Genomic DNA, 20,584 nt, shown 5'->3' on the forward strand with positions numbered 1-20,584 from the left:
CTAGAAATAGGGGTGTCTTTTCGAGACTCGATTCGGGTTGTAGCTTGGAAACGTCATGCGTCACAATTTCTTGCCGGTTGGTATCGCTAAGCCACCGATAACAGATGATAAAATCTGCCGATCCATTTTCTGCAGCGGAGCCGACTGGCAACACGATGACGACGCTTGACCCCAATACGGCCGGATTCATCGACGGCAACCCGGTCGCGACCTTTGTGCTCGACATGAATCATCGGGTCGTCAGTTGGAACAAGGCCTGCGAGGTGCTGACCGGGATTCCTGCGGCGAGCCTGATCGGCACAAGCGATCAGTGGCGCGCCTTTTATCCGACCAAGCGCCCGGTGATGGCCGACCTGATTCTCGACGGCATGAACGAGGCCGACTTGCGCTACTTCTACCAGGAAAAATTTCACCCCTCAACGCTGATTCCGGGTGCCTGCGAAGCGGAGGATTTCTTCCCCGATTTTGGCAACGGCGGGTGCTGGCTGTTTTTCACTGCCGCGCCGATCCGCGATGCGGAAGGTAACGTGGTCGGTGCGATCGAAACCCTGCAGGATTTCACCGAGCGGCGCAAGGCGGAGGCCGCGCTCCGCGATCGGGAGGCACTGCTGGCGCAGATTCTCCAGAGCACGACGGTCGCTACCGTCGTCATCGACCAGGAGCACCAGATTATCCACTGGAACAAGGCGTGCGAGGCCCTGACCGGCCAGCAGGCCGAAAGCGCGATGGTAACCCGCGACCACTGGCGGCCGCCAAGTCCGGAAGGCAGGCCCTTCCTCTCTGATCTGGTGCTGGAGGGAAAGATCGAAGACGATTTCCACCGCTACTTCTGTGGTGACCTGCGCCAGTCTACGCTGATCAAAGGCGCGTACGAAACCGAGGCCAACTGGAAAAACGACAGGGGTGAAGAAAAGTGGCTCTATCTGACGGCTGCGCCGCTCATCAGCAGCAATGGCGAGCTCATCGGCGCCATCGAAACGATGCAGGACGTCACCGAACGCCGCCTGGCAGAAGAATCCCTGCGCAGGAGCGAGGAACGTTACCGGGAGTTGAGCATCACCGATGCAATGACCCAGCTTTACAATACGCGCCACTTCAGCGCCATGGTTGGCAAGGAGATCGAGCGGGCCGAACGTTACCGGCGTCCATTGACGTTGCTCATCGCGGACGTGGACAATTTCAAGGCCATAAACGATACCTACGGTCACTCGGAAGGAGACCGGGTGCTGGTCGGTTTGGCCGAAGTCATCCGGTTGTCGCTGCGTAGTACCGATTCCGCCTACCGCTATGGCGGCGAGGAATTTGCGATTCTGATGCCTGAAGTGATGGTTCGGGACGGCGCCAAGCTGGCCGAGCGCGTTCGAAAGCAGTTTGGCGACCGGCAGTTCGAGATGCCGGACGGAACGGTCCTTCGTTCGACGGTCAGCATTGGCGTGACGCAGTTTCAACCGGGGGACGATACCAAGAGCTTGTTCTGCCGCGCCGACGACGGCATGTATCAAGCCAAACGGCGTGGCAAGAACTGCGTGGTTATCGTCGAACCTCCGAGCGGGCCTTGACGGGCCCGAATTTCAAGCCAAAAGCGGTAAAGGACTGACGATCAACCGGAAGGCATGTCGTCAGTTGCCAAGCGACGATCACAAGCTGCCGGGTGCGAATCATATAATAAGGTCATGGTTTCCGTTGTTCATTCCGTCGACGCCCAGAGCGATTTCAAGCACTCCTTGCAGACCTTGTGTGTCGGCATGTCTGGCGGAGAGAAAGAGAAGATCCGTCGTGCCGCCGAGTTTGCCCAGTCGGTCTATGGCGAACTCAATCTGGGGAGCGGCGAAGGCGTCTGGCACCACGCATTGGGCATGGCGCTCATCCTGGCCGGCCTGAAACTGGATGCCGACTGCCGTATCGCGGGCCTGCTCTTTGCCGTACCCACCTACGATGCGGAGGGAATCGCGCAGGTCGATGAGCGCTTCGGCGCGGCTGCCGCGCATCTGGTGGGTGGCATTTCGCGCCTGAACAGCTTGCGCCCGATAGCGCGTGGCTTCGTCGCGTATTCACTGGAAAACGACGGTCGGGATCCGGTTGAAGTCAAGGCGCAGGTCGAAATCCTGCGCAAGATGTTGCTGGCAATGGTCGAAGACATTCGCGTCGTGCTGCTCAGGCTGGCGTCGCGTACCCAGACCCTGCGCTACTACGCGGCCGAATATGACGAGCTGCGGGTTCAGGTGGCGCGCGAAACACTGGATCTCTATTCGCCGCTGGCGAATCGTCTTGGCGTGTGGGAGCTGAAATGGGAACTGGAGGATCTATCGTTCCGCTTTCTGCATCCTGATCTCTACAAGAAGATTGCCGATCAACTCGATCAAACGCGCGGCGAGCGTGAGCATTTCATCACCGACGCTATTGCCAGCTTGAAGCGTGAGCTGGCCACGGTAGGCATCAAGAAGGCCGAAATTTACGGCCGGCCGAAGCATATTTTCAGCATCTGGAACAAGATGCGGAAAAAAAGCGTCGAGTTTTCCGAAGTCTATGATGTGCGCGCACTGCGGGTCATCGTCGATGAAGTGAAGGACTGCTATACCGCACTGGGTATCGTTCACAACATCTGGTCGCCGATTCCCAAGGAATTCGACGATTACATTTCGCAACCGAAAGACAACGACTACCGTTCGCTGCATACCGCCGTGTATTGTCCGGATGGGCGCTCGCTCGAGGTGCAGATCCGCACCCGCGACATGCATGAGCATTCAGAGCTTGGCGTGGCGGCGCACTGGCGCTACAAGGAGGGCAAGAAACAATCCTCCGACAGTGGCTACGATGACAAGATTGCCTGGCTGCGCCAGCTTCTGACGTGGAAGGAAGAGGTTACCGATTCGCCGGACTGGGTCAAGCACTACAAGGAAGCGGCGTTCGACGAGATGATTTACGTCATGACACCGCAGGGTCGCGTCGTCGACTTGCCGCGCGGTTCGACGCCTGTTGATTTTGCCTACCGCGTACACACTGACCTTGGCCATCGTTGCCGGGGAGCCAAGGTCGATGGCGTGATGGTCTCGCTCAATACGCCGCTCGAAACCGGTCAGAAGGTCGAGATCATCGTCACCAAGCAGGGCGGGCCGTCGCGTGACTGGCTCAATTCCCTGCTCGGCTATCTGAATACCCAGCGCGCCAGGGCCAAGGTGCGGCTATGGTTCTCCTCGCGAGCCCTTGAGCAAACCCTGACCGACGGGCGGGCAACGGTCACCCGCGAACTGCAGCGAATGGGCGAGGCGGGCACCAAGCTCGATGAGCTTGCAGCCAGACTGGGTTTTGCCAAGAGCGACGATCTTTTCGTTGCGGTGGCCCGCGCCGAATTGAGCCTGCGTCAGTTGCAAACGGCGGTGCACGGTAACGCTGCGCAGAATGTTGCTCCGATTGCAAAGGATGTATCGATACGCAAGAGCAAGGCCGGCAATGGGGCCGAGAAAGGTATTCTAATCGTCGGCGTAGATAAGTTGCTGACCCAGATTGCCGACTGTTGCAAGCCGGCACCGCCTGACCCTATCGTCGGCTTTGTAACGCGTGGCAAGGGTGTGTCTATTCACCGTGCCAATTGTTCGAACGTGGCAAATATGGAAGCGATGCATCCGGAACGCGTAATCGAAACCGGGTGGGGTAGTCAGACCGATGGGATTTTTGCCGTCGATATCGTTGTTGAAGCCAATGACCGGCAGGGTTTGTTGCGCGACGTTTCGGAAGTTCTGACGCGCGAGAAAATCAACGTCATCGCGGTCAATACGCTTTCGAAGCAGGGGATGGCGCGGATGAGCTTTACAGGCGAGATCGGCGACCTGGGTCAGCTCGCGCGGACGCTGGAGTTATTGCTTGAGGTCGATGGGGTGATTAGCGCAAGGCGCGCCTGATCGCCAGTTGCGCATTCCGCATTCAAAATTCCATGCGGTCACCCCGCCGGGCCGGAAGGGATGACGACCTCTCGGTCGAAATCAAGCCAGCTTGAATCGGCGAACCTCCGCGGCGAGACTCTCCGAAAGACGTTCGAGATGGGCGGCCGTACCGGCATTTTCGGCGACGGCGACGCAGTTCTCTTCGGCCATGCGGGCTACCTTCTCGACGTTCTGGGCGATTTCGGCGCTGGCCACGCTCTGTTCGTGCAGGGCATTCGTGATATGAGCCACTCTGTCCACCACCTGCAGCGCATTCTCACCAATCCCGCCAATCGATTCGCCTGCTTGCGTAGCCAACTCGACGCCAGCGGTGACGCGGCTGACGCCGAGTGCCATGCTTTCCACTGCATCGCGTGACCCGCTCTGAATGGCACCAATCATGTTCGATATTTCCTGTGTCGACAGCGCGGTGCGCTCGGCCAGCTTGCGCACTTCGTCGGCCACCACCGCAAAGCCGCGGCCCGATTCGCCGGCACGTGCGGCCTCGATGGCAGCGTTCAGCGCCAGCAGGTTGGTCTGATCGGCAATTTCCTTGATCACGTTGACGATGGCCGAGATCTGCTCGGAACGTGCGCCAAGCTCGGTGATGATTGACGCCGAACGATTCACCACTTCGGAAATCCGCTCGATCTCCTGCACCACATCACCGACGATCCGGCTGCCATCGGCCGACAATTCGCCGGCGCGACCTGAAATCCTGTTGGCATCCTGGGCGTTGCCCGACAGGTTTTCGATTCCCACTGTCATCTCTTCGATCGCCGCCGCCATGGTCGAAGCGGCGTCATTTTGCTGATCGCTGCTCTGGGTGATATGCAGCGATGCGGAAGCAAGCTTTTTCGTCGCCTCATGAACCTCGCCGGCGCTGCGCTGGACATTCTGGATCAGCGAGCGGAAAGCTCCGGTCATCTCGTTCAGGCTGTCGCCGACAAGTTTGAGTTCGTCACGGGTGCCAAGGTCGACGGACACGCTGAGATCGCCGGTAGCGATAGTCCGCGCGTTCGCGGCAAGGCGATTGATGCTGCCGATCGTTGCGTAGTACAGGGCAATCGACACATAAACGTAAAGCAAGAGGATCACAACGGATACTGCGATGTTGATTTGCATGTCACGTTGTGCCAGCTCCACCCGCTGCTGCAGCAGTTTTTCGAGATTCGGCAGCAGACTGTCGAACATTTCCTTGTACCCCTTCTCGATCGCCGCGGTGGTTACCGCGAAGTAGACCGCCGGAAGCGTCTCGTAACGCCCGGAGAGGATGTCCTGGTTGATCAGTGTGTTGAATTTCTCGGCCGCTGCACCCATGTCCTTGGACGCAGTGTCGAGTACGGCTTGTAGGCCGGGGTTGTAGCGCGACGTCGTTTCCAGGTTGCGGCGCAGGCTGGCGACCGAGAAGTCGAGTTTGGCCAGCAGCGCGGTAAACTCGACCTGCTGCGACATCACCAGCTCCCGCTTGCGGCTGAGTGCACCCGTCCCGAGCGCCCGCAACTGCTCCATGCTTTCCAGCGCCAGGGGCATCTCATCAACCACTGTAGCGATCAGATAGCGGGAGTCGATGTCCGGATCGTTCGTCAGGGCGTATTGGTCGGCGATCACCCTCTGAAGTACCTGCAACTGCCCGATCAAGCGTGTATGGCTCGCAAAATTCTCTCCCACGACCAACGAGAGGCCATCTTCCTCGATCGACGACCATTCTCCCATGATCGCCTTCCAAGCTTCGCTTGCTGCCAGTTGTGCCGAGAGACGGGCCGCCAGGATGCCGACCGCTTCCCTGACCGCTTTTTGCTTGGCCGCGCGCCGCTCCTCCATTTCCTCGTCACCATTTAGCACACCCGCGGACAACCCGCGATGCGCCTGCAGGTGCTGCATCAGGCTGGCAATCGGCTTGATCATTTCGATTCCTACAAGCTCTTGCTGCGAGCGGTGGATGACCCTGGTCAGGCTGTGGTAAAGGTTCATCGCCAGCATGCTGATCGCCACTAGCGCGAGTATCCCCATGATGGCAAATTTTTTCGTATAGCCCAGGCGGTTGAGCAGGGAGATAGCGGGGATAAACAGGGTCTTCATCTTATTCTTCTCCAGGCGGTGCAAAGCTTTTCAAACGGCCCGCGCAGTGTCGCGCCATTTCGAAGCCAAGTCTCAAGCAGGCCATACCATTTTCAACCCCAATCAGGCGGTGAGGCGCAACTGTTCCTCGGCAAACAGCGCGGCACCGACGATACCGGCCTGATTCAGAAAATCGGCGGCAATGACCGGCGCCTTGGTCGTGATCAGCGGTGCGAATTTGTGCAGTTCCCTGCTGATGCCGCCACCCAGTACAATCAGGTCGGGCCAGAGAAGGCTCTCCATGGTGGTGAGATAATGATTGAAGCGCGGTCCCCATTCTCCCCATTTGAGATTGTTCAAGACGCGCACCGATTCGGAAGCGTATCGTTCTGCCTCGAAACCATTGTCAAGCATTACGTGACCGAGTTCGGTGTTGGGCAGCAAGTGACCATTGGAGAAGAGGGCAGTGCCCAGACCGGTGCCGATGGTGACGATCAGCACGACGCCGGTAAAGCCCTTGCCTGCACCGAAACGTATTTCGGCCAGACCGGCAACATCAGCGTCATTCGCAACGTGAACGGTGCAACCGGTCTGCTTGGAAAAATACTCCGCTACCGGATAGTCGATGAAGGAAGGGTCGATATTCGCGGCTGTGCGGGCTATCCCTTTCTGGATGGCGGCAGGAAAGCCCATGCCGATTGGTTCCTTCGACCACTGATGTTGTTCCAAAATGGTTTTCAGCGCTTTACCGATGGCCTTGGGCGTTGCCGGTTGGGGCGTTGCCGTCCGGGTTCTCTCAGTGAGCAGCTTGCCAGTTGTTGTGTCTACGACGGCTGCCTTGATTCCCGTTCCACCTACATCTATGCCCAGAATATGCACGCTATGACTCCACTCGAAATTGTTCCGGGCCAATGCTAGCCTATCTTGTGTGTCTTGAGTGCATTTGGCGTGGGCGGACGCGGCACTGATTCCCAAAACAGGCGAAGTTTCCGATGGACCGAATCTTCGTCAAAGACGGGACGCCGATGACGATCGATTGGTTTCAGCCAAGCTCTGCCAGAAGCTGGTCGATCATGCCTTTGGATTGGTGCAGGTAGCCGCTACCGAAAAGGTTGAGGTGGTTCAGGACGTGATAAAGCTTGTACAGCGTCTTGCGTTGTTCATGCCCGTCGGCCAGCGGCCAGGATTCACGATAGGCTGAATAGAAACCTGCCGGGAATCCGCCAAACAGTTCTGCCATTGCCAGATCGGTTTCGCGATCGCCGTAATACACCGCTGGATCGTACAGTGCCAGTTTGCCTGATTCATCCAGCCCGGCGTTTCCGCGCCACAAATCGCCGTGCAGCAGGCTGATGCTCGGCTGATAGTTCACGAACAGTGCGGGAAGCTTCTCAAGCAGACGCTCACCGTCGGTGATGATTCTTCCTTTGTGTCCATTCTGTTTCGCCAGATCGAGTTGTGGCTTGAGCCGTTGCTGTGCGAAGAACAGAGGCCAGGTGTGGTGGCTGGCGTTGAGCTGTGGCGTGCTGCCGATGAAGTTGTCGCGATGCCAGCCGAATTCTTCGCCCTTGACGCGATGCAGGGTGGCCAGCGCGCGCCCTGCGTTCTGGCCTGCCGGGCCGTCGCCCAGGGAGCGCAGGCTCAGGTGTTCGAGGACGAGGTAGGTTTGCCGGCCGCTGACACCATGCGCAACGACGCGCGGCACGCGCAAGGCCGGGCAAACACCCAGCGCGCTCAGGCCGTCCGCTTCGGCCGCAAACATGTCATGCAGTTTCGCACGGTTGAGCTTGACAAACCAGCGCGTATTGCCGGTCCGCACAATGAGGGTACGGGAGATCGAACCGCCGCCAACGGATTGTGCCTGATCAATCCGGCAGGGTGCCCCAAGGTAATCGCCGATTGCCGCGTTCAAGGCATGGGTCAGACTATCATCGAGCGCATCGTCATGAAAGCTCATCGGACTCCCGTTTCGGTCTGCTGCGTAGTCAGTGCATCACGAAGGTTCTCTGGGTTTGAGCAGTTCGATTAACTCGCTTTGCGCGCAGCGCGGTTTGCCGCGCGCGCAGCGGCGCAGTCGATAGCTGCCGTTGGCGTCCATTTCCCAGGCCTGCTGATTGTCGGCGAAATAGATCTGCAATCCTTCGGTAATCACGCGACGCTTGAGCTTCTTGTCAAGTATCGGGAAGGCGAGTTCGATGCGGCGAAAGAAGTTTCGCTCCATCCAGTCGGCGCTTGACAGGTAAACCTTCTCCGCGCCGCTGGCGTAGAAATAGAATACCCGATGGTGTTCGAGCAGCCGGCCGATGATTGAACGAACCCGAATATTCTCCGACAGTCCCTTGATTCCCGGCCGCAAAGCGCAAACGCCACGAACGACCAGGTCGATTTTCACTCCGGCCTGCGATGCCTCATAAAGCGCGCTGATGATCCCTGGTTCGAGCAGCGAATTCATCTTGGCGATGATGCGCGAACGCCCTCCGGAACGCGCGGCCTCGGCCTCTTGCTGAATTGCGGACAGCAGGTTCTGCTGCAAGGAAAAAGGAGCCTGCCAGAGATGCTTCAGAGATTGGGCCAGCCCGAGTCCGGTGAGCTGCTTGAATACTTCATTGACATCGTCACCGATTTCTTCATTGCAGGTAAGCAGTCCGAAGTCTGAATAGAGACGGGCGGTCTTCGGGTGGTAATTTCCGGTTCCCAGATGCACGTAGCGACGCAACATGCTGCCGGTCTTCCCTTCTTCCCGGCGAACAATCAACAGCATCTTGGCGTGGGTTTTATAGCCGACGACGCCATAAATGACATGGGCGCCGACCTGTTCTAGCTTGGTGGCCCAACCGATATTCGCTTCCTCATCAAAACGCGCCATCAGTTCGAGGATCACCGTGACTTCCTTGCCGTTTTGCGCAGCAAGAATCAATGACTTCATCAATACGGAATCGGTCCCGGTGCGGTACACCGTCATCTTGATGGCTGCAACCTGCGGGTCGCTTGCGGCCAGTTCGAGCAGCGAAATTACCGGTGAGAAACTCTGGTAGGGATGGTGCAACAGGGTATCGCCGGCGCGGATATCGTCAAAGATGGAATTCCCTTTGTGCAACGATTTCGGGAAACCCGGCCTGAACGGCGTGAACTTGAGGTCGGTTCGTTCCACCCAGTCCGGCACCTGCATCAGACGCACCAGATTGACCGGTCCCGGAACACGGTAAAGATCGGTGGCTCCCAGATTGAACTGGGAGAGGAGAAACTCGGCCATGGCATCCGAGCAGATGTCGGCAACCTCCAGCCGTACGCCATCGCCGAAGTGCCGCTGCGGCAGTTCGCCCTGAATCTTTGCGCGCAGGTTTTTCACTTCTTCTTCATCGACGAAGAGATTGCTGTTGCGCGTGACACGAAACTGGTAACAGCCCAGGACGTTCATGCCGGCAAACAGCTCACCGACGAAGGCATGCAGGACCGACGAGAAGAACACAAAGCCGTACGCGCAATCGCACAGTTCACGTGGTAGCCGGATGACGCGCGGCAGGACTCGGGGGGCCTGGACGATTGCTGCTCCGGAGCTGCGGCCGAAGGCATCCTTGCCCTTGAGTTCGACGGCAAAATTGAGACTCTTGTTAAGTACGCGCGGGAAGGGATGCGATGGATCAAGACCGATCGGGGTCAGGACCGGCATGACTTCGCGGAAAAAATAGTCCTTGATCCACTCGCGTTGTTCGACGGTCCATGCCGAGCGCCGCAGGAAGACAATGCCTTCCTCGGCCAGTTTGGGAAGGATCTCGTCGTTGAGCAGGGCGTACTTTTCCTCAACCAGCGAATGTGTTTCGTCACTGACCAGACGGTAGGCCGCACGCGCCGTCAATCCGTCCGTGGTAACGGCTACGGAATTCAGCTTGACCTGCTCCTTGAGGCCAGCCACACGGATTTCGAAGAATTCGTCAAGATTGCTGCTGACGATGCACAGAAATCGCAGTCGTTCAAGCAATGGGACGAGCGGATTTCTGGCCTGTGAAAGCACCCGCCGATTGAATGCCAGGATGCCCAGTTCGCGGTTCAGGAAGTTTTCAGAAGGGAAGCGGGTCCCGCTGGCGTGCGCAATATCAGGAGGATAAGTCATGCTTTCATTGAACCAGGAATGGGTGAGTGATGCAAGGCGACGATTGGGTTACGTTCAAGTAGATCACTGAAACATATCTGTAAGTGATACACAAGCAAACCCAGAACCACATGCATCGCAATAACTGCGAAAATACATCCTCATGCTCGAGTTTGTTTTCTCCTTTGCGACTCGTTTCCCGTTCCACATGAGCTCAATGACAACGCTTCAACCGCGCCGCGTCATGCTGCGAATTCTTGCCACCGCAGCATGGGCGATCAGCATGTTCACCAGCACGCAGGCGCAGGAAATCGAGCCACGCGCGTATTCCAACGCGCCGATTGGAATGAATTTCTTTATTGCCGGATACGCCTATACGGATGGCGATTTGCCCTCCGGTACGCTGCCCATCAGGAACGCAAATATCGAAACCTCAAACGCTGTTGCCGCCTATGCCCATGTGTTCGACCTGTGGGGGCAGTCGGGCAAGATCAACGTGATCCTGCCCTACACTTCGCTCTCCGGCACGGCGGAGGGTACGGCGGTGTTGTCGGGGCAAACCGTGGAGCGCAACATCAACGGCTATTCCGATATGAGCTCCAAGCTATCCATCAACTTGTACGGTGCGCCGGCGCTTTCGCTCAAGGAATTCAGGAATTACAAACAGGACCTGATCATCGGCGCCAGCCTGCAGATTACCGCACCCACCGGGCAGTACGATTCAAGCAAGTTGGTCAACCTCAGCACCAACCGCTGGTCTTTCAAACCCGAGATTGGCTTCTCCAAAGCCGTCGGAGACTGGACGGGCGAGCTGCAGGCTGGCGCCACGTTCTTTTCCGACAACACCGATTTCTTCGGCGGCAAGACGCGTTCGCAAAAGGCCTTGTATTCGCTGCAAGGCCACGCGATATACGCCTTCAACGCCGGTGTCTGGGGCTCTCTGGATGCCACCTACTTCGCTGGCGGGCGCACGACAATCGACGGTACGGAGAGTAGCGATCTGCAACAGAACTGGCGCCTGGGCGGCACGCTGGCTTTCCCGATAGATGCTCACCACTCGATCAAGCTCTACGCGAGCAGCGGGGTGTCGGCACGCACCGACAACAACTACAATCTGTTTGGAATTGCTTGGCAGTATCGCTGGGCACCCGGGTTCTGACGCACCGCCTCGTGCGGCCCATCGTGTGACGGGCGCAATGATAGAATTCTCCCATACAAAAAAACAATGGAAGACAGGGAGTACGGATTATGGGTTATGAACAGATCGCGGCGGTGGATCTTGGCTCCAACAGTTTCCGAATGCAGGTGGGTCGCGTTGTTGAGGATCAAATCTACCCACTCGATACGTTAAAGGAACCGGTTCGGCTGGCTTCGGGGCTGACCAAGGAAAAGATGTTGGATGAAGCCGCGCAGCAGCGCGCGCTCGATACCTTGAGTCGATTTGGCGAGCGTTTGCGGGGCTTTCAGTCCGATGCTGTGCGCGTGGTCGCGACCAATACCCTGCGCGTGGCCAAGAACGCCAAAGCATTCATTCCTCAGGCCGAGGCCGCGCTCGGGTTTCCGATTGAAGTGATCGGCGGGCGTGAGGAAGCCCGCCTGATTTATATCGGCGCCGCTCACGCGCTGCCGATCGTAAAGCACAAGCGCTTGGTCGTTGATATCGGAGGAGGCTCAACCGAGTTCATCATCGGCAAGAAGTTCGATCCGCTGGCCGTGGAGTCGCTGTTCATGGGCTGCGTCAGCTATACGCTGCGATTCTTCCCCGATGGCAAGGTGGACAAGAGGCGTTTTGCCGAAGCCGAAGTATCGGCGGGTCGCGAAATACAGTCGATCACCCAGGACTATCGCCGCGTCGGCTGGACCGAGGCGGTCGGATCGTCGGGGACTGCGCGCGCTATTGCCGATCTGCTCGAATCCAACGGACTCAATGCCGGCGGAGTCAACGGAACCAGCGGCATTACCCGCGAAGGTCTGTCCAAGCTGCGCGGACTTCTCATTCGCGCCGGTTCGGCGGCAGATCTGAAGCTTGACGGGCTGAGCAACGACCGCATTCCGGTGTTTGCCGGCGGCCTGGCGATCATGTCGGCGATCTTTTCCGAACTGGGGATCGAGCGCATGACCTATTCCGAAGGCGCCTTGCGCCTCGGTGTACTCTACGATCTGCTGGGGCGCTTTCATCGGCAGGATATGCGGGATGCGACGGTGAAGCAGTTCATGCAACGCTATCAGGTCGATATGCGCCAGGCCGCGCGGGTCGAATGTACCGCGCTCCAACTACTTGGACAGTTGATCGACGTCGACCTGCCGGAAAACGAGAGTGAAGTCCGCTTTCTTCGCTGGGCCGTGGCGTTGCATGAAATCGGGATATCTGTTGCGCATGGTGGCTACCACAAGCACGGATCCTACATCGTGAGTTTTGCCGACATGCCCGGATTCTCCAAAAAGGATCAGGAACGCTTGGCGCTATTGATTCTCGGGCAACGCGGCAAGCTGGAGAAGCTTCCGTCAGCGTCGGCGGTGGATTCCAATTGGCGACTTGTTTTCTGTCTTCGACTGGCTACATTGCTGCACCGTTCACGAGACGATCAGTCGTTGCCGGAGATCCTGGTCAAACAGTCGGATACCGGGTTCCAGATCGAACTCCCCGCCGACTGGCTGCTGGCCAATCCCCTGAGTTCAGCAGCGCTGGACGACGAAACACCGACTTGGAAACGCGTTGGCCTGGCTTTCCGGATCAAGCCTCAGGACCTGTGTGTCTTGCAGGAGTGATTTGAGTGCCTGACGCCACGATCGATACCCGTGAGCGCGAAGGGCAGCTTCAGGTAACGCTCTCCGGCGACTGGACGCTCACGACATTGCCAATGCCGATTGCCGGGCTTGAAGCTCGATTGCAGGCGCTGGCGGCAAGCAATTGCAGCTGGAACCTGCAAGCCATTCAACGCATTGACAGCGTCGGCGCAATTCTACTCTGGCGCGCCTGGGGGCGGCACTGGCCAGAATCTCTTGCCATTTCAGCACAACAGCGATCAGTTCTCGAGCGGGCCGCAGCCGTTCGTACTGATTTCGAGACGGGCCATCCGATGGGCAGCCTGTTCGGGGTGCTTGTGCTGGGGCGAATGGCTCTGGCCATGGGCAAGAACCTGCGCGACATCGTGACGCTGATCGGACAGTTGATTCTTGACTTGATCTTTCTGTTTTCGCATCCACACGATATTCCCTGGCGCGAGATTTCGGCCAATCTCTATAAGAGTGGTGCTCAGGCACTTCCGGTGACAGGGCTGGTCGGTTTTCTCATCGGCGTCGTGATCTCCTATCTGACCTCCTTGCAGCTTAAAGCCTTTGGTGCCGATGTCTTCATCGTCAATCTGCTTGGCATCAGTATTATTCGCGAACTGGGGCCGGTGATCGTCGCCGTTCTGGTGGCGGGACGTTCCGGCTCAGCGATGACCGCGCAGATCGGCGTGATGCGGGTGACCGAGGAAATCGATGCCTTGGCCACAATGGGAATCTCGCGCAGTTTGCGACTTGTCTTGCCCAAGGTGGTGGCACTTTCGATTGCCATGCCGCTCCTGGTGATCTGGTGTTCGGCGGCAGGCATTTTGGGCGGCATGGTTTCAGCCAATCTGGAAATGGATCTGGCCTATGGCTATTTCATCGAGGAACTACCCAGGGCAGTCCCGGTCGCCAACGTCTGGATCGGCATCGGCAAGGGTTTCTGTTTTGGCATTCTGGTCGCGCTGATCGCTTGTCATTTCGGCCTGCATGTGCGTCCGAATACAGAAAGCCTGTCATCGAAAACAACAACAGCGGTAGTTACGGCAATCACCGTCGTGATTGTTTGCGATGCCATTTTTGCAATCTTGACCCGCGGTATCGGGTTGCCGGGAGGGGCGTGATGGTCTTGAACGTCCCGGCCAGCACTTCAGAACACGCTTCGGCGAGTATCCCCGTTGTTCAGATTCGCGGGGTGAGCACGCGTTTTGGTGACACCGTGGTTCATCGCGAGATTGATCTTGATGTCGAGTCGGGGCAGATTCTTGGTCTCGTCGGCGGCTCCGGGAGCGGGAAGACGACGTTGCTGCGAGAGATCGTCGGTCTTCTGGCGCCGGACACGGGTTCGGTCAGCCTCTTCGGGCATTCGGTGCTCGATGCCGATCCCATGATTCGCCGAAGTGTGCGCCGCCGGTTCGGCATGCTCTTTCAACAGGGTGCGTTGTTTTCCGCGCTCTCCGTCTATGACAACATCGCCTTTCCCATGCGCGAGTTGCGAGTGCTCGACGAGGACATGATCCGCGATCTGGTCTTTCTCAAGCTCGGCATGGTCGAGCTTGAACAACGGCACGGGCTGTTGATGCCGGCCGAACTGTCGGGAGGAATGGTCAAGCGGGTGGCTTTGGCCCGCGCCTTGTCGCTTGAGCCCGAGCTGCTGGTGCTTGACGAACCGACGGCCGGTCTCGATCCGGATCTTGCCGACAACTTTGTCAAGCTGCTTGGAATCCTGCAGAAAGATCTGGGGTTCACCGTCGTGATGGTCACCCACGATCTCGATACACTGGCGGCTCTGGCAACGCGCATGGCAGTGCTCGCCGAGCAGCGTATCATTGCCTGTGGTACGCCGGCTGAAGTGCTCGCGGTCGAACACCCGTTCATCCGCAATTTCTTTTGTTCCGAGCACGCGGTGGCGGTCATGAAAAAAGGGTTCGTTTAACTATGGAAAATCGGTCGCATGCCCTGATCGCTGGTCTGTTCATGCTGTTCTTCGGGATTTCCGCCGTTGTAGCCCTGAAGTGGTTCGGAGGCGAGCAAGAGGCGAGCAACGAGTATCTGGTACTGACTACGAAGAATGTCACCGGGCTGAACGTGCAGGCGAAGGTTCGCTATCGCGGCGTCAATGTGGGCAAGGTGGAAGCGATTGAGCTCGACCCGAATGATGTACGCAATACGCTGATTCGTATTCGTATCAAGAAGACCATTCCGGTCACCATGGGAACGACAGCCAAGCTTGGCTATCAGGGTGTGACCGGACTGGCTCACGTACTCCTCGAAGATACCGGGAAGGATGCTTCGCCTGTGCAACCAGGCTCCGAAGGGCTGGCCACGATTCAGATGCAGGATTCACTGGTCGCAGAGCTCTCGGATGTCGGTGGCGAAACCTTGCGCAATGCCCGCGACTTTCTGGCCAGCGTCAATCAGCTTTTGAGTCCGGAAAATCGCCAGGTCATTACGCGAACGCTGTCCAATCTTGAAGACACCACAGCTCACGCCAAGGTGATTAGCAGCCAGTTGCAGCAGCTATTGACACCGGAAAACATTCGATTGATCAACTCCACTCTGGTACGTGTCGAAGAAACAGCCGTTCAATCGACACCGCTTGTTTCCGAAGCGCGTGCGCTGCTCGTTCGTCTGCAGTCGGTAAGCGGAAAGCTTGAGAAGATTCTGGGCGATTCGGAAACAGGGGGTGTCAGCGCGCTGATTCCGCGGGTTAACGAGTTGAGCGCCGAGCTGTCCACGAATTCGCGTCAGCTTGGCCGTGTACTGCAGATGCTCGAAGATTCACCGCAGAGTCTGATTTTCGGCCGCCAGAAAGCTGTTCCTGGCCCGGGTGAAGCGGGCTTCATTGCGCCGGCAATTACCAAGGGGCAACCATGAAGAACGTTTTGACGTTGTTGCTGGCGTTGCTGGTGAGCGCCTGTGTTGGTGGCGGGTCGAGAAATGCCTCGCCTTCCGTCGTATATGACTTCGGATTGCCCGCCACGCGACTGGTCGGCGAGGATAACTGGCCAGGCCTGGCGCTTGAAGTCAGGTCTCCAGTCTGGTTCGAATCGCTCAACGTCGATTATCGACTGGCCTATGATGATCCGCTAAGGCACCGCGAATACGCTTTGAGCCGCTGGGCCGGCCCCCCGAGCGCCCTGTTGACACAGGGCCTGAAGCAGCAGCTCGGTACGGTGAATGCGGGCGGAAGTCCGGCGGCCAATTGTCTGCTCAGGGTAGAGTTGCAGGAGTTTTCGCAGGTGTTCGATTCGCCACAGAGCAGCCGAGGGGTGTTGCAGGCCAGCGTCAGCCTGATTGACGCCCAAGGGCAGGTTATTCAAGAGTTGCAGGTGGCCATCGAAAGACCAGCGCCAACCGCAGATGCGCAAGGTGGTGTCAATGCGCTGGTGGCGGCCGGTACAGAGCTCGGTCAGCAACTGGTCGATTGGCTTGCCAGCCTGGAAAATGACAACGCGATCGCGGGTTGTCGCTCACGATGATTGATCCTGACATCCGGTCTGGCCGAATCCGCTTCGAGGTGATTCCTGTAGTAGTGAACGCGCCAGGCGATCTGTGACAGCATTGCTACGACACTGATGATACTATTCACAACGGCGGGTCTCCCCGCATTGCAGGGTGGTGAACCTGGTCAGGTCCGGAAGGAAGCAGCCACAGCCATTTACTGCGAGTGCCGGGGGTAAGGCTCGCCACTTTCTTTTCTCATTGGTGCATCAGGAGAATCGTTGCACGAAGCGGTGATCTATCCGGTCTTTCCAGCGCCACACCCAATTGCCGCTGGTGCTCAAGGGTCCCCAGGCGGCAAGCGCGTGACGCTTGCCGGTGCTGATCAGATACAGCGCCCTGACTTGCGGTGACCAGATCTGAAGTGCTGTCCCCGCACATGCTGCGCGCAGATTGTTGGCGAGCACGGGGCCGGCGCGGACCGCGAATACGCCGGATTTCGGCCGGGGATCGGCATACGCTGCCACGTCACCGGCGGCAAACACCCAGGGATGGGATCCGCTCTGCAGCGTTGAAGTGACCCGGATAAAGCCATCGCTGTCGCAGGCCAGGCCGCTGCGCGAAGGCCACGCGGGTGCGGCGGCGCCGGTAACGATCAGGCTGGCGTCGCAGGCAATCTTCGTGTCATCTGAAAGGTATACTGCTTCAGGCAGGAACTCGATCGCGCGTCGATTGGGCAGGTACTCGATGCCGCGTTGCTTGAGAAGGGACAAGGCTTCGTTGCGCAAACCAGCCGGTAGCCCCGATAGCGGTCGATCGTTGCCGCCAATCAGGGTGATGCGTGCATGCACGATTTTTTCACGAGAGAATCGATGCGCGATGGCAAAGGCCAGTTCCGTACCCGCAGCGCCATCGCCGATGATGGCCTGCCGAAAGCCTGGGGTCTGGAGGCGGGCGCGCTGCAGCAGGTCGGGCCATTCAGTGACAAACTCCTCGATAGGACGGATGGGTAGTGCGCGTAGCGATGCGCCCGGCGTGTGATCGAGATTGACGGTTGGACCACTGTCGATGGAAACAAGGTCAAACGGGATCAATTGACCGTTGGCGCAGCGCACCTGTTTCGATTCGAGGTCAATATCTGTACAGGCGGTCTGCACAAAGCGGATACCGGCGCGCCGGGCAAGAAGGTCGATTGGGATTGCGCATTGCTCGATGCTGTAGTGGCCGGCGATCCAGCCAGGCAACATACCGGAATAGATTTGCCGTGGATAGGGTGAGATCAGCGTGACCTCGGTATCGGGAAACGGCTGCCGCGCGAATGCGTCCAGAACGTGCACATGCGCATGACCGCCGCCGATGAGCGCCAGACGCTTCACGGCCGGGCCTTCCGGCGCAGGTCGCACGAACCGGATTCGAGCCGTTCGCTGGTGTTGCCATCAATTGTTGTGACGTTGCGCAAAGTCGGAAAAGCCTTCAAGTGTGGCAAGACGTGCCAGATCGGACGGGCGATCAACATCCCACAAGGTAGCAGGTTCCGCCCAGCGCAAGTCGAGCTCTGTCAGACGTTCGCGTGTCTGAGCCATGACCGATGCGCTTCCCCAGTCGATGTTTTCAAACAGGCGGGGTTGCGGGCATCGTAGCCCGACAAGCACATAGCCGCCATCCTCCGCCGGAATGAAGACGGCGTCGTGACCTTCGCACAGCACGTTGGCCGCGGTGACGAGGTGTCCGGTTTCCATCGCCGGGCAGTCGGTTCCGATGAGCAGCAAAGGGCCGTCGTGAGCAGCAAATGCGTTCGACATGCGTGTTCCAAGATGCGTGCCCGATTGGCTACATAGCCTTAATCCAAAGCGGGTATGCAGAGCCTGGAAAAAATGATGATGCGTATCGGGTGAGCACCACAGCGTCATTTGCCCAGTGCAGAAGTGCTGGGCCAAACGCAATGCTTGCAGCGTAAGTTGACGTTGCAGTCGGGCCGCACCGGCAGCGCCCAGCGCGGGTATCAGCCTTGTTTTGGCGGCACCCGCTTGCGGTGCCTTGGCGAAAACTGCAATGTCCATCAGGTCACCCAGCTCACACTTCTTGGTGTGTGTAGCCGTAGCGCGCAGCCAATTTGGCCGGGTCAGCACCGAAATAGAATTCGGTGCGCAAACGCCACATCAGAAAGATGGTGCGCGCAGCACCGTGCTTTTCCCAGCGCCGTCCTGAAGTGATTACGCGCGGCCGCAGGCATGCGGGAGGCGCAATTTGTTTCAATCGGGTGGTGAAGACGATATCTTCCATCAGGGGCAGTTCCGGATAGCCTCCAGTTTCCTCGAATATGTCTCGCCGGACAAAAATGGCCTGATCGCCGGTGGCAATTCCGGTCAGACGCGAACGCCAGTTCATCATCCGTTCGACGATACGTAACAGGGGGTGGGCCGCATCGATGCGTATATCGAATCGCCCCCACGGCGCACCGCTGGCGATGGCTTCGCGGATATGCTCATCGGCTGCTGGAGGAAGTCTCGTGTCGGCATGCAAGAAGAGCAGCACCTCACTCTTGCTGGCCTGTGCACCGGTGTTCATCTGCACGGCGCGGCCACGAGACGAATCGATCAACTGGTCAACCAGCGGCCTGGCCAGTTCCTTCGTATTGTCGCTACTGCCACCGTCGACGAGAATCAGAATGGCTCCGGCGTTGCGTAAAGCTTGCAGTGCCTCAAGTTGCGATACGATTCCAGCCGCTTCATTGAGCACGGGGATGATGATCGAGAGGAGAGGCGCGGAAATCACGGGGGCAGCGATTCGGGATATTTGGCGACCGACAGACTTGGAATCACGGCTCCAAGTCTGGAACGTCCCGATCGGGACGTCAATGGATACGCACATGCCTGTTCGTCCGCGCTTTCCCTGAGCCGGCTGTCTCGGGACAGAGAGGCAAAATCCCCTTCTAGCGGTGTCGACTGCCGCTACGGTGCGAACCGCCACCCGGTTTGCCGGCCGCGGGGCGGTGGCCGCCCGGGGCTTTTGGGGAGTTTCCACGCGGCCCACCACCTCCACCCGGCCGGCCACCCGGCGAACGCTGTCCGCCTCGTGCCCCGGCCGAGCGCATCAGGATTGGTTCGGCACGGATGCTGGGATCGGGCTCATAGCCGGGTTGCGCCAGCACCTCGATCTGTTTTTTGAGCAGACGCTCGATGTCGTGCAAGAGCTTGTGTTCGTCGACACAAACCAGCGAGATGGCCGAACCTTCGGTGCCCGCGCGGCCGGTACGTCCGATGCGATGCACATAGTCTTCAGCGACGTTGGGCAACTCGTAGTTGACGACGTGCGGCAATTCGTCGATGTCGATACCACGCGCCGCGATGTCGGTGGCAACCAGTACGTGCAGTTTGCCGCTCTTGAAATTGGCGAGCGCCCGTGTACGCGCATTCTGGCTTTTGTTGCCGTGAATTGCGTCGGCCTCGATGCCTGCCTTGAGCAGTTTGTCGGCCAGTCCGTTGGCGCCCCATTTGGTGCGCGTGAAGACGAGCACCTGGTACCAGCCTTTGTCACGGATCAACTCGACGAGGAGATCGCGCTTGCGTTCGCGGTCAACCTTGTAGACAAACTGCTTGACCAGTTCGGGTGCGGTGTTGCGACGTTCCGATTCTACGTATTCGGGTTGAATCAGGAAGGCGCCGGCCAGGGTGCGGATCTCATCGGAGAAAGTCGCGGAAAACAGCAGGTTCTGCCGCTTCTTCGGGACCAGCGCGATGACGCGTTTGATATCGTGTATGAAGCCCATGTCAAGCATGCGATCGGCTTCGTCGAGTACCAGCACTTCGACGCCCGAAAGGTCGACATTTCGTTGTTGTGCGTGATCGAGCAGACGGCCGGGTGTCGCGACGAGGATGTCGACGCCGTTTCTGAGTGCAGAAATCTGCGGGTTCATACCGACCCCGCCAAAAATGACGAGTGACTTGAACGGCAGGTGTGCGCCGTACGTTCGAACACTTTCTTCGACCTGCGCTGCAAGTTCGCGTGTCGGTGTCAGAATCAGCACGCGGATCTTGCGCGGCCCGCTCACCCTGGAGGCGGCCAATCGATTGAGAATGGGCAGGGTAAAGCCGGCAGTTTTGCCGGTTCCTGTTTGCGCACAGGCCATCAGGTCGCGCCCGGAAAGGACGACGGGAATTGCCTGAGCCTGAATCGGGGTGGGGGTTTCATAGCCTTGATCGGCAATGGAACGAAGGATCTCGGGTGCGAGACCCAGTTCGGTAAATTTCATGCGGGGGACTCCAGGCGTCTGCCATTCGCGAGCGGAACGAAGGGG

General features: G+C 58.4%; 16 protein-coding genes and 1 other RNA gene. 9 read left to right on the plus strand and 8 right to left on the minus strand.

Annotation, left to right across the window (positions count from 1 at the left end; genetic code table 11):
* Positions 1 to 104 precede the first annotated feature (104 nt).
* On the plus strand, positions 105 to 1,559 hold the full coding sequence (locus PROAA_RS07710; RefSeq protein WP_245664206.1) for a GGDEF domain-containing protein: 1,455 nt from the start codon (positions 105 to 107) through the stop codon (positions 1,557 to 1,559).
* 114 nt (positions 1,560 to 1,673) lie between these two features.
* Positions 1,674 to 3,899: a RelA/SpoT family protein gene (locus tag PROAA_RS07715; protein WP_186410790.1), complete on the plus strand. Its 2,226-nt coding sequence runs from the start codon at positions 1,674 to 1,676 to the stop codon at positions 3,897 to 3,899.
* An 81-nt stretch (positions 3,900 to 3,980) separates the two neighbouring features.
* Here PROAA_RS07715 and PROAA_RS07720 read toward each other — a convergent pair whose 3' ends face one another.
* From PROAA_RS07720 to ppk1, 4 genes are all read right to left on the minus strand, one after another.
* On the minus strand, positions 3,981 to 6,002 hold the full coding sequence (locus PROAA_RS07720) for a methyl-accepting chemotaxis protein (RefSeq protein WP_186410791.1): 2,022 nt from the start codon (positions 6,000 to 6,002) through the stop codon (positions 3,981 to 3,983).
* Between the two features lie 102 nt (positions 6,003 to 6,104).
* Positions 6,105 to 6,860: a polyphosphate--glucose phosphotransferase gene (gene ppgK / locus PROAA_RS07725; protein ID WP_186410792.1), complete on the minus strand. Its 756-nt coding sequence runs from the start codon at positions 6,858 to 6,860 to the stop codon at positions 6,105 to 6,107.
* 163 nt (positions 6,861 to 7,023) lie between these two features.
* Entirely contained in the window at positions 7,024 to 7,938 is a 915-nt protein-coding gene (locus tag PROAA_RS07730; RefSeq protein WP_186410793.1) for a fructosamine kinase family protein, read from the minus strand.
* Positions 7,939 to 7,974: 36 nt separating this feature from the next.
* Positions 7,975 to 10,092 (minus strand): polyphosphate kinase 1, encoded by a 2,118-nt coding sequence (ppk1, locus tag PROAA_RS07735; RefSeq protein WP_186410794.1) that lies wholly within the window; start codon positions 10,090 to 10,092, stop codon positions 7,975 to 7,977.
* A 196-nt stretch (positions 10,093 to 10,288) separates the two neighbouring features.
* Here ppk1 and PROAA_RS07740 point away from each other — a divergent pair, with 196 nt between their 5' ends.
* The 7 genes from PROAA_RS07740 to ffs all read left to right on the plus strand — a co-directional run bounded on the left by PROAA_RS07740 (position 10,289) and on the right by ffs (position 16,537).
* Positions 10,289 to 11,230: a transporter gene (locus PROAA_RS07740; protein ID WP_222102156.1), complete on the plus strand. Its 942-nt coding sequence runs from the start codon at positions 10,289 to 10,291 to the stop codon at positions 11,228 to 11,230.
* Between the two features lie 89 nt (positions 11,231 to 11,319).
* Complete coding sequence (ppx, locus tag PROAA_RS07745; protein ID WP_186410795.1) at positions 11,320 to 12,840, plus strand: exopolyphosphatase; 1,521 nt, start codon at positions 11,320 to 11,322, stop codon at positions 12,838 to 12,840.
* A gap of 5 nt (positions 12,841 to 12,845) precedes the next feature.
* A complete protein-coding gene (locus PROAA_RS07750) occupies positions 12,846 to 13,967 on the plus strand; it encodes an ABC transporter permease (RefSeq protein ID WP_245664207.1) in 1,122 nt (373 codons plus the stop codon).
* Complete coding sequence (locus PROAA_RS07755; protein WP_186410796.1) at positions 13,967 to 14,779, plus strand: ABC transporter ATP-binding protein; 813 nt, start codon at positions 13,967 to 13,969, stop codon at positions 14,777 to 14,779. The genes PROAA_RS07750 and PROAA_RS07755 overlap by 1 nt, the downstream gene beginning before the upstream one ends.
* A 2-nt stretch (positions 14,780 to 14,781) precedes the next feature.
* Positions 14,782 to 15,720: an MlaD family protein gene (locus tag PROAA_RS07760; RefSeq protein ID WP_186410797.1), complete on the plus strand. Its 939-nt coding sequence runs from the start codon at positions 14,782 to 14,784 to the stop codon at positions 15,718 to 15,720.
* The gene (locus PROAA_RS07765; RefSeq protein ID WP_186410798.1) at positions 15,717 to 16,325 is read left to right on the plus strand and encodes an ABC-type transport auxiliary lipoprotein family protein; all 609 of its coding nucleotides are present in this window, start codon (positions 15,717 to 15,719) and stop codon (positions 16,323 to 16,325) included. The genes PROAA_RS07760 and PROAA_RS07765 overlap by 4 nt, the downstream gene beginning before the upstream one ends.
* Positions 16,326 to 16,438: 113 nt before the next feature.
* An RNA gene (gene ffs, locus PROAA_RS07770) (signal recognition particle sRNA small type) lies at positions 16,439 to 16,537 on the plus strand.
* A 19-nt stretch (positions 16,538 to 16,556) separates the two neighbouring features.
* Here ffs and PROAA_RS07775 read toward each other — a convergent pair.
* From PROAA_RS07775 to PROAA_RS07790, 4 genes are all read right to left on the minus strand, one after another.
* Positions 16,557 to 17,663 carry an FAD-dependent oxidoreductase gene (locus PROAA_RS07775; RefSeq protein WP_186410799.1) on the minus strand — a complete coding sequence of 369 codons (1,107 nt, stop codon included), beginning with the start codon at positions 17,661 to 17,663 and terminating at the stop codon, positions 16,557 to 16,559.
* Between the two features lie 60 nt (positions 17,664 to 17,723).
* Positions 17,724 to 18,347 (minus strand): TIGR04282 family arsenosugar biosynthesis glycosyltransferase, encoded by a 624-nt coding sequence (locus tag PROAA_RS07780; RefSeq protein ID WP_186410800.1) that lies wholly within the window; start codon positions 18,345 to 18,347, stop codon positions 17,724 to 17,726.
* Positions 18,348 to 18,360: 13 nt separating this feature from the next.
* Positions 18,361 to 19,158, minus strand: a complete 798-nt coding sequence (locus tag PROAA_RS07785) for a TIGR04283 family arsenosugar biosynthesis glycosyltransferase (RefSeq protein ID WP_186410801.1) — start codon at positions 19,156 to 19,158, stop codon at positions 18,361 to 18,363.
* A 61-nt stretch (positions 19,159 to 19,219) separates the two neighbouring features.
* Complete coding sequence (locus tag PROAA_RS07790) at positions 19,220 to 20,539, minus strand: DEAD/DEAH box helicase (RefSeq protein ID WP_186410802.1); 1,320 nt, start codon at positions 20,537 to 20,539, stop codon at positions 19,220 to 19,222.
* Positions 20,540 to 20,584 lie beyond the last annotated feature (45 nt).

Source organism: Candidatus Propionivibrio aalborgensis (assembly GCF_900089945.1).
GTDB lineage: Bacteria > Pseudomonadota > Gammaproteobacteria > Burkholderiales > Rhodocyclaceae > Propionivibrio > Propionivibrio aalborgensis.

What these genes read in the sequence shown, in the direction of transcription:
- PROAA_RS07710 (WP_245664206.1), top strand. Translation starts at nt 105, where the DNA reads ATGATAAAATCTGCCGATCCATTTTCTGCAGCGGAGCCGACTGGCAAC.
- PROAA_RS07715 (WP_186410790.1), top strand. Translation starts at nt 1,674, where the DNA reads ATGGTTTCCGTTGTTCATTCCGTCGACGCCCAGAGCGATTTCAAGCAC.
- PROAA_RS07720 (WP_186410791.1), bottom strand. Translation starts at nt 6,002, where the DNA reads ATGAAGACCCTGTTTATCCCCGCTATCTCCCTGCTCAACCGCCTGGGC.
- PROAA_RS07730 (WP_186410793.1), bottom strand. Translation starts at nt 7,938, where the DNA reads ATGAGCTTTCATGACGATGCGCTCGATGATAGTCTGACCCATGCCTTG.
- ppk1 (WP_186410794.1), bottom strand. Translation starts at nt 10,092, where the DNA reads ATGACTTATCCTCCTGATATTGCGCACGCCAGCGGGACCCGCTTCCCT.
- PROAA_RS07740 (WP_222102156.1), top strand. Translation starts at nt 10,289, where the DNA reads ATGACAACGCTTCAACCGCGCCGCGTCATGCTGCGAATTCTTGCCACC.
- ppx (WP_186410795.1), top strand. Translation starts at nt 11,320, where the DNA reads ATGGGTTATGAACAGATCGCGGCGGTGGATCTTGGCTCCAACAGTTTC.
- PROAA_RS07755 (WP_186410796.1), top strand. Translation starts at nt 13,967, where the DNA reads ATGGTCTTGAACGTCCCGGCCAGCACTTCAGAACACGCTTCGGCGAGT.
- PROAA_RS07760 (WP_186410797.1), top strand. Translation starts at nt 14,782, where the DNA reads ATGGAAAATCGGTCGCATGCCCTGATCGCTGGTCTGTTCATGCTGTTC.
- PROAA_RS07765 (WP_186410798.1), top strand. Translation starts at nt 15,717, where the DNA reads ATGAAGAACGTTTTGACGTTGTTGCTGGCGTTGCTGGTGAGCGCCTGT.
- PROAA_RS07780 (WP_186410800.1), bottom strand. Translation starts at nt 18,347, where the DNA reads ATGGACATTGCAGTTTTCGCCAAGGCACCGCAAGCGGGTGCCGCCAAA.
- PROAA_RS07785 (WP_186410801.1), bottom strand. Translation starts at nt 19,158, where the DNA reads ATGTGCGTATCCATTGACGTCCCGATCGGGACGTTCCAGACTTGGAGC.
- PROAA_RS07790 (WP_186410802.1), bottom strand. Translation starts at nt 20,539, where the DNA reads ATGAAATTTACCGAACTGGGTCTCGCACCCGAGATCCTTCGTTCCATT.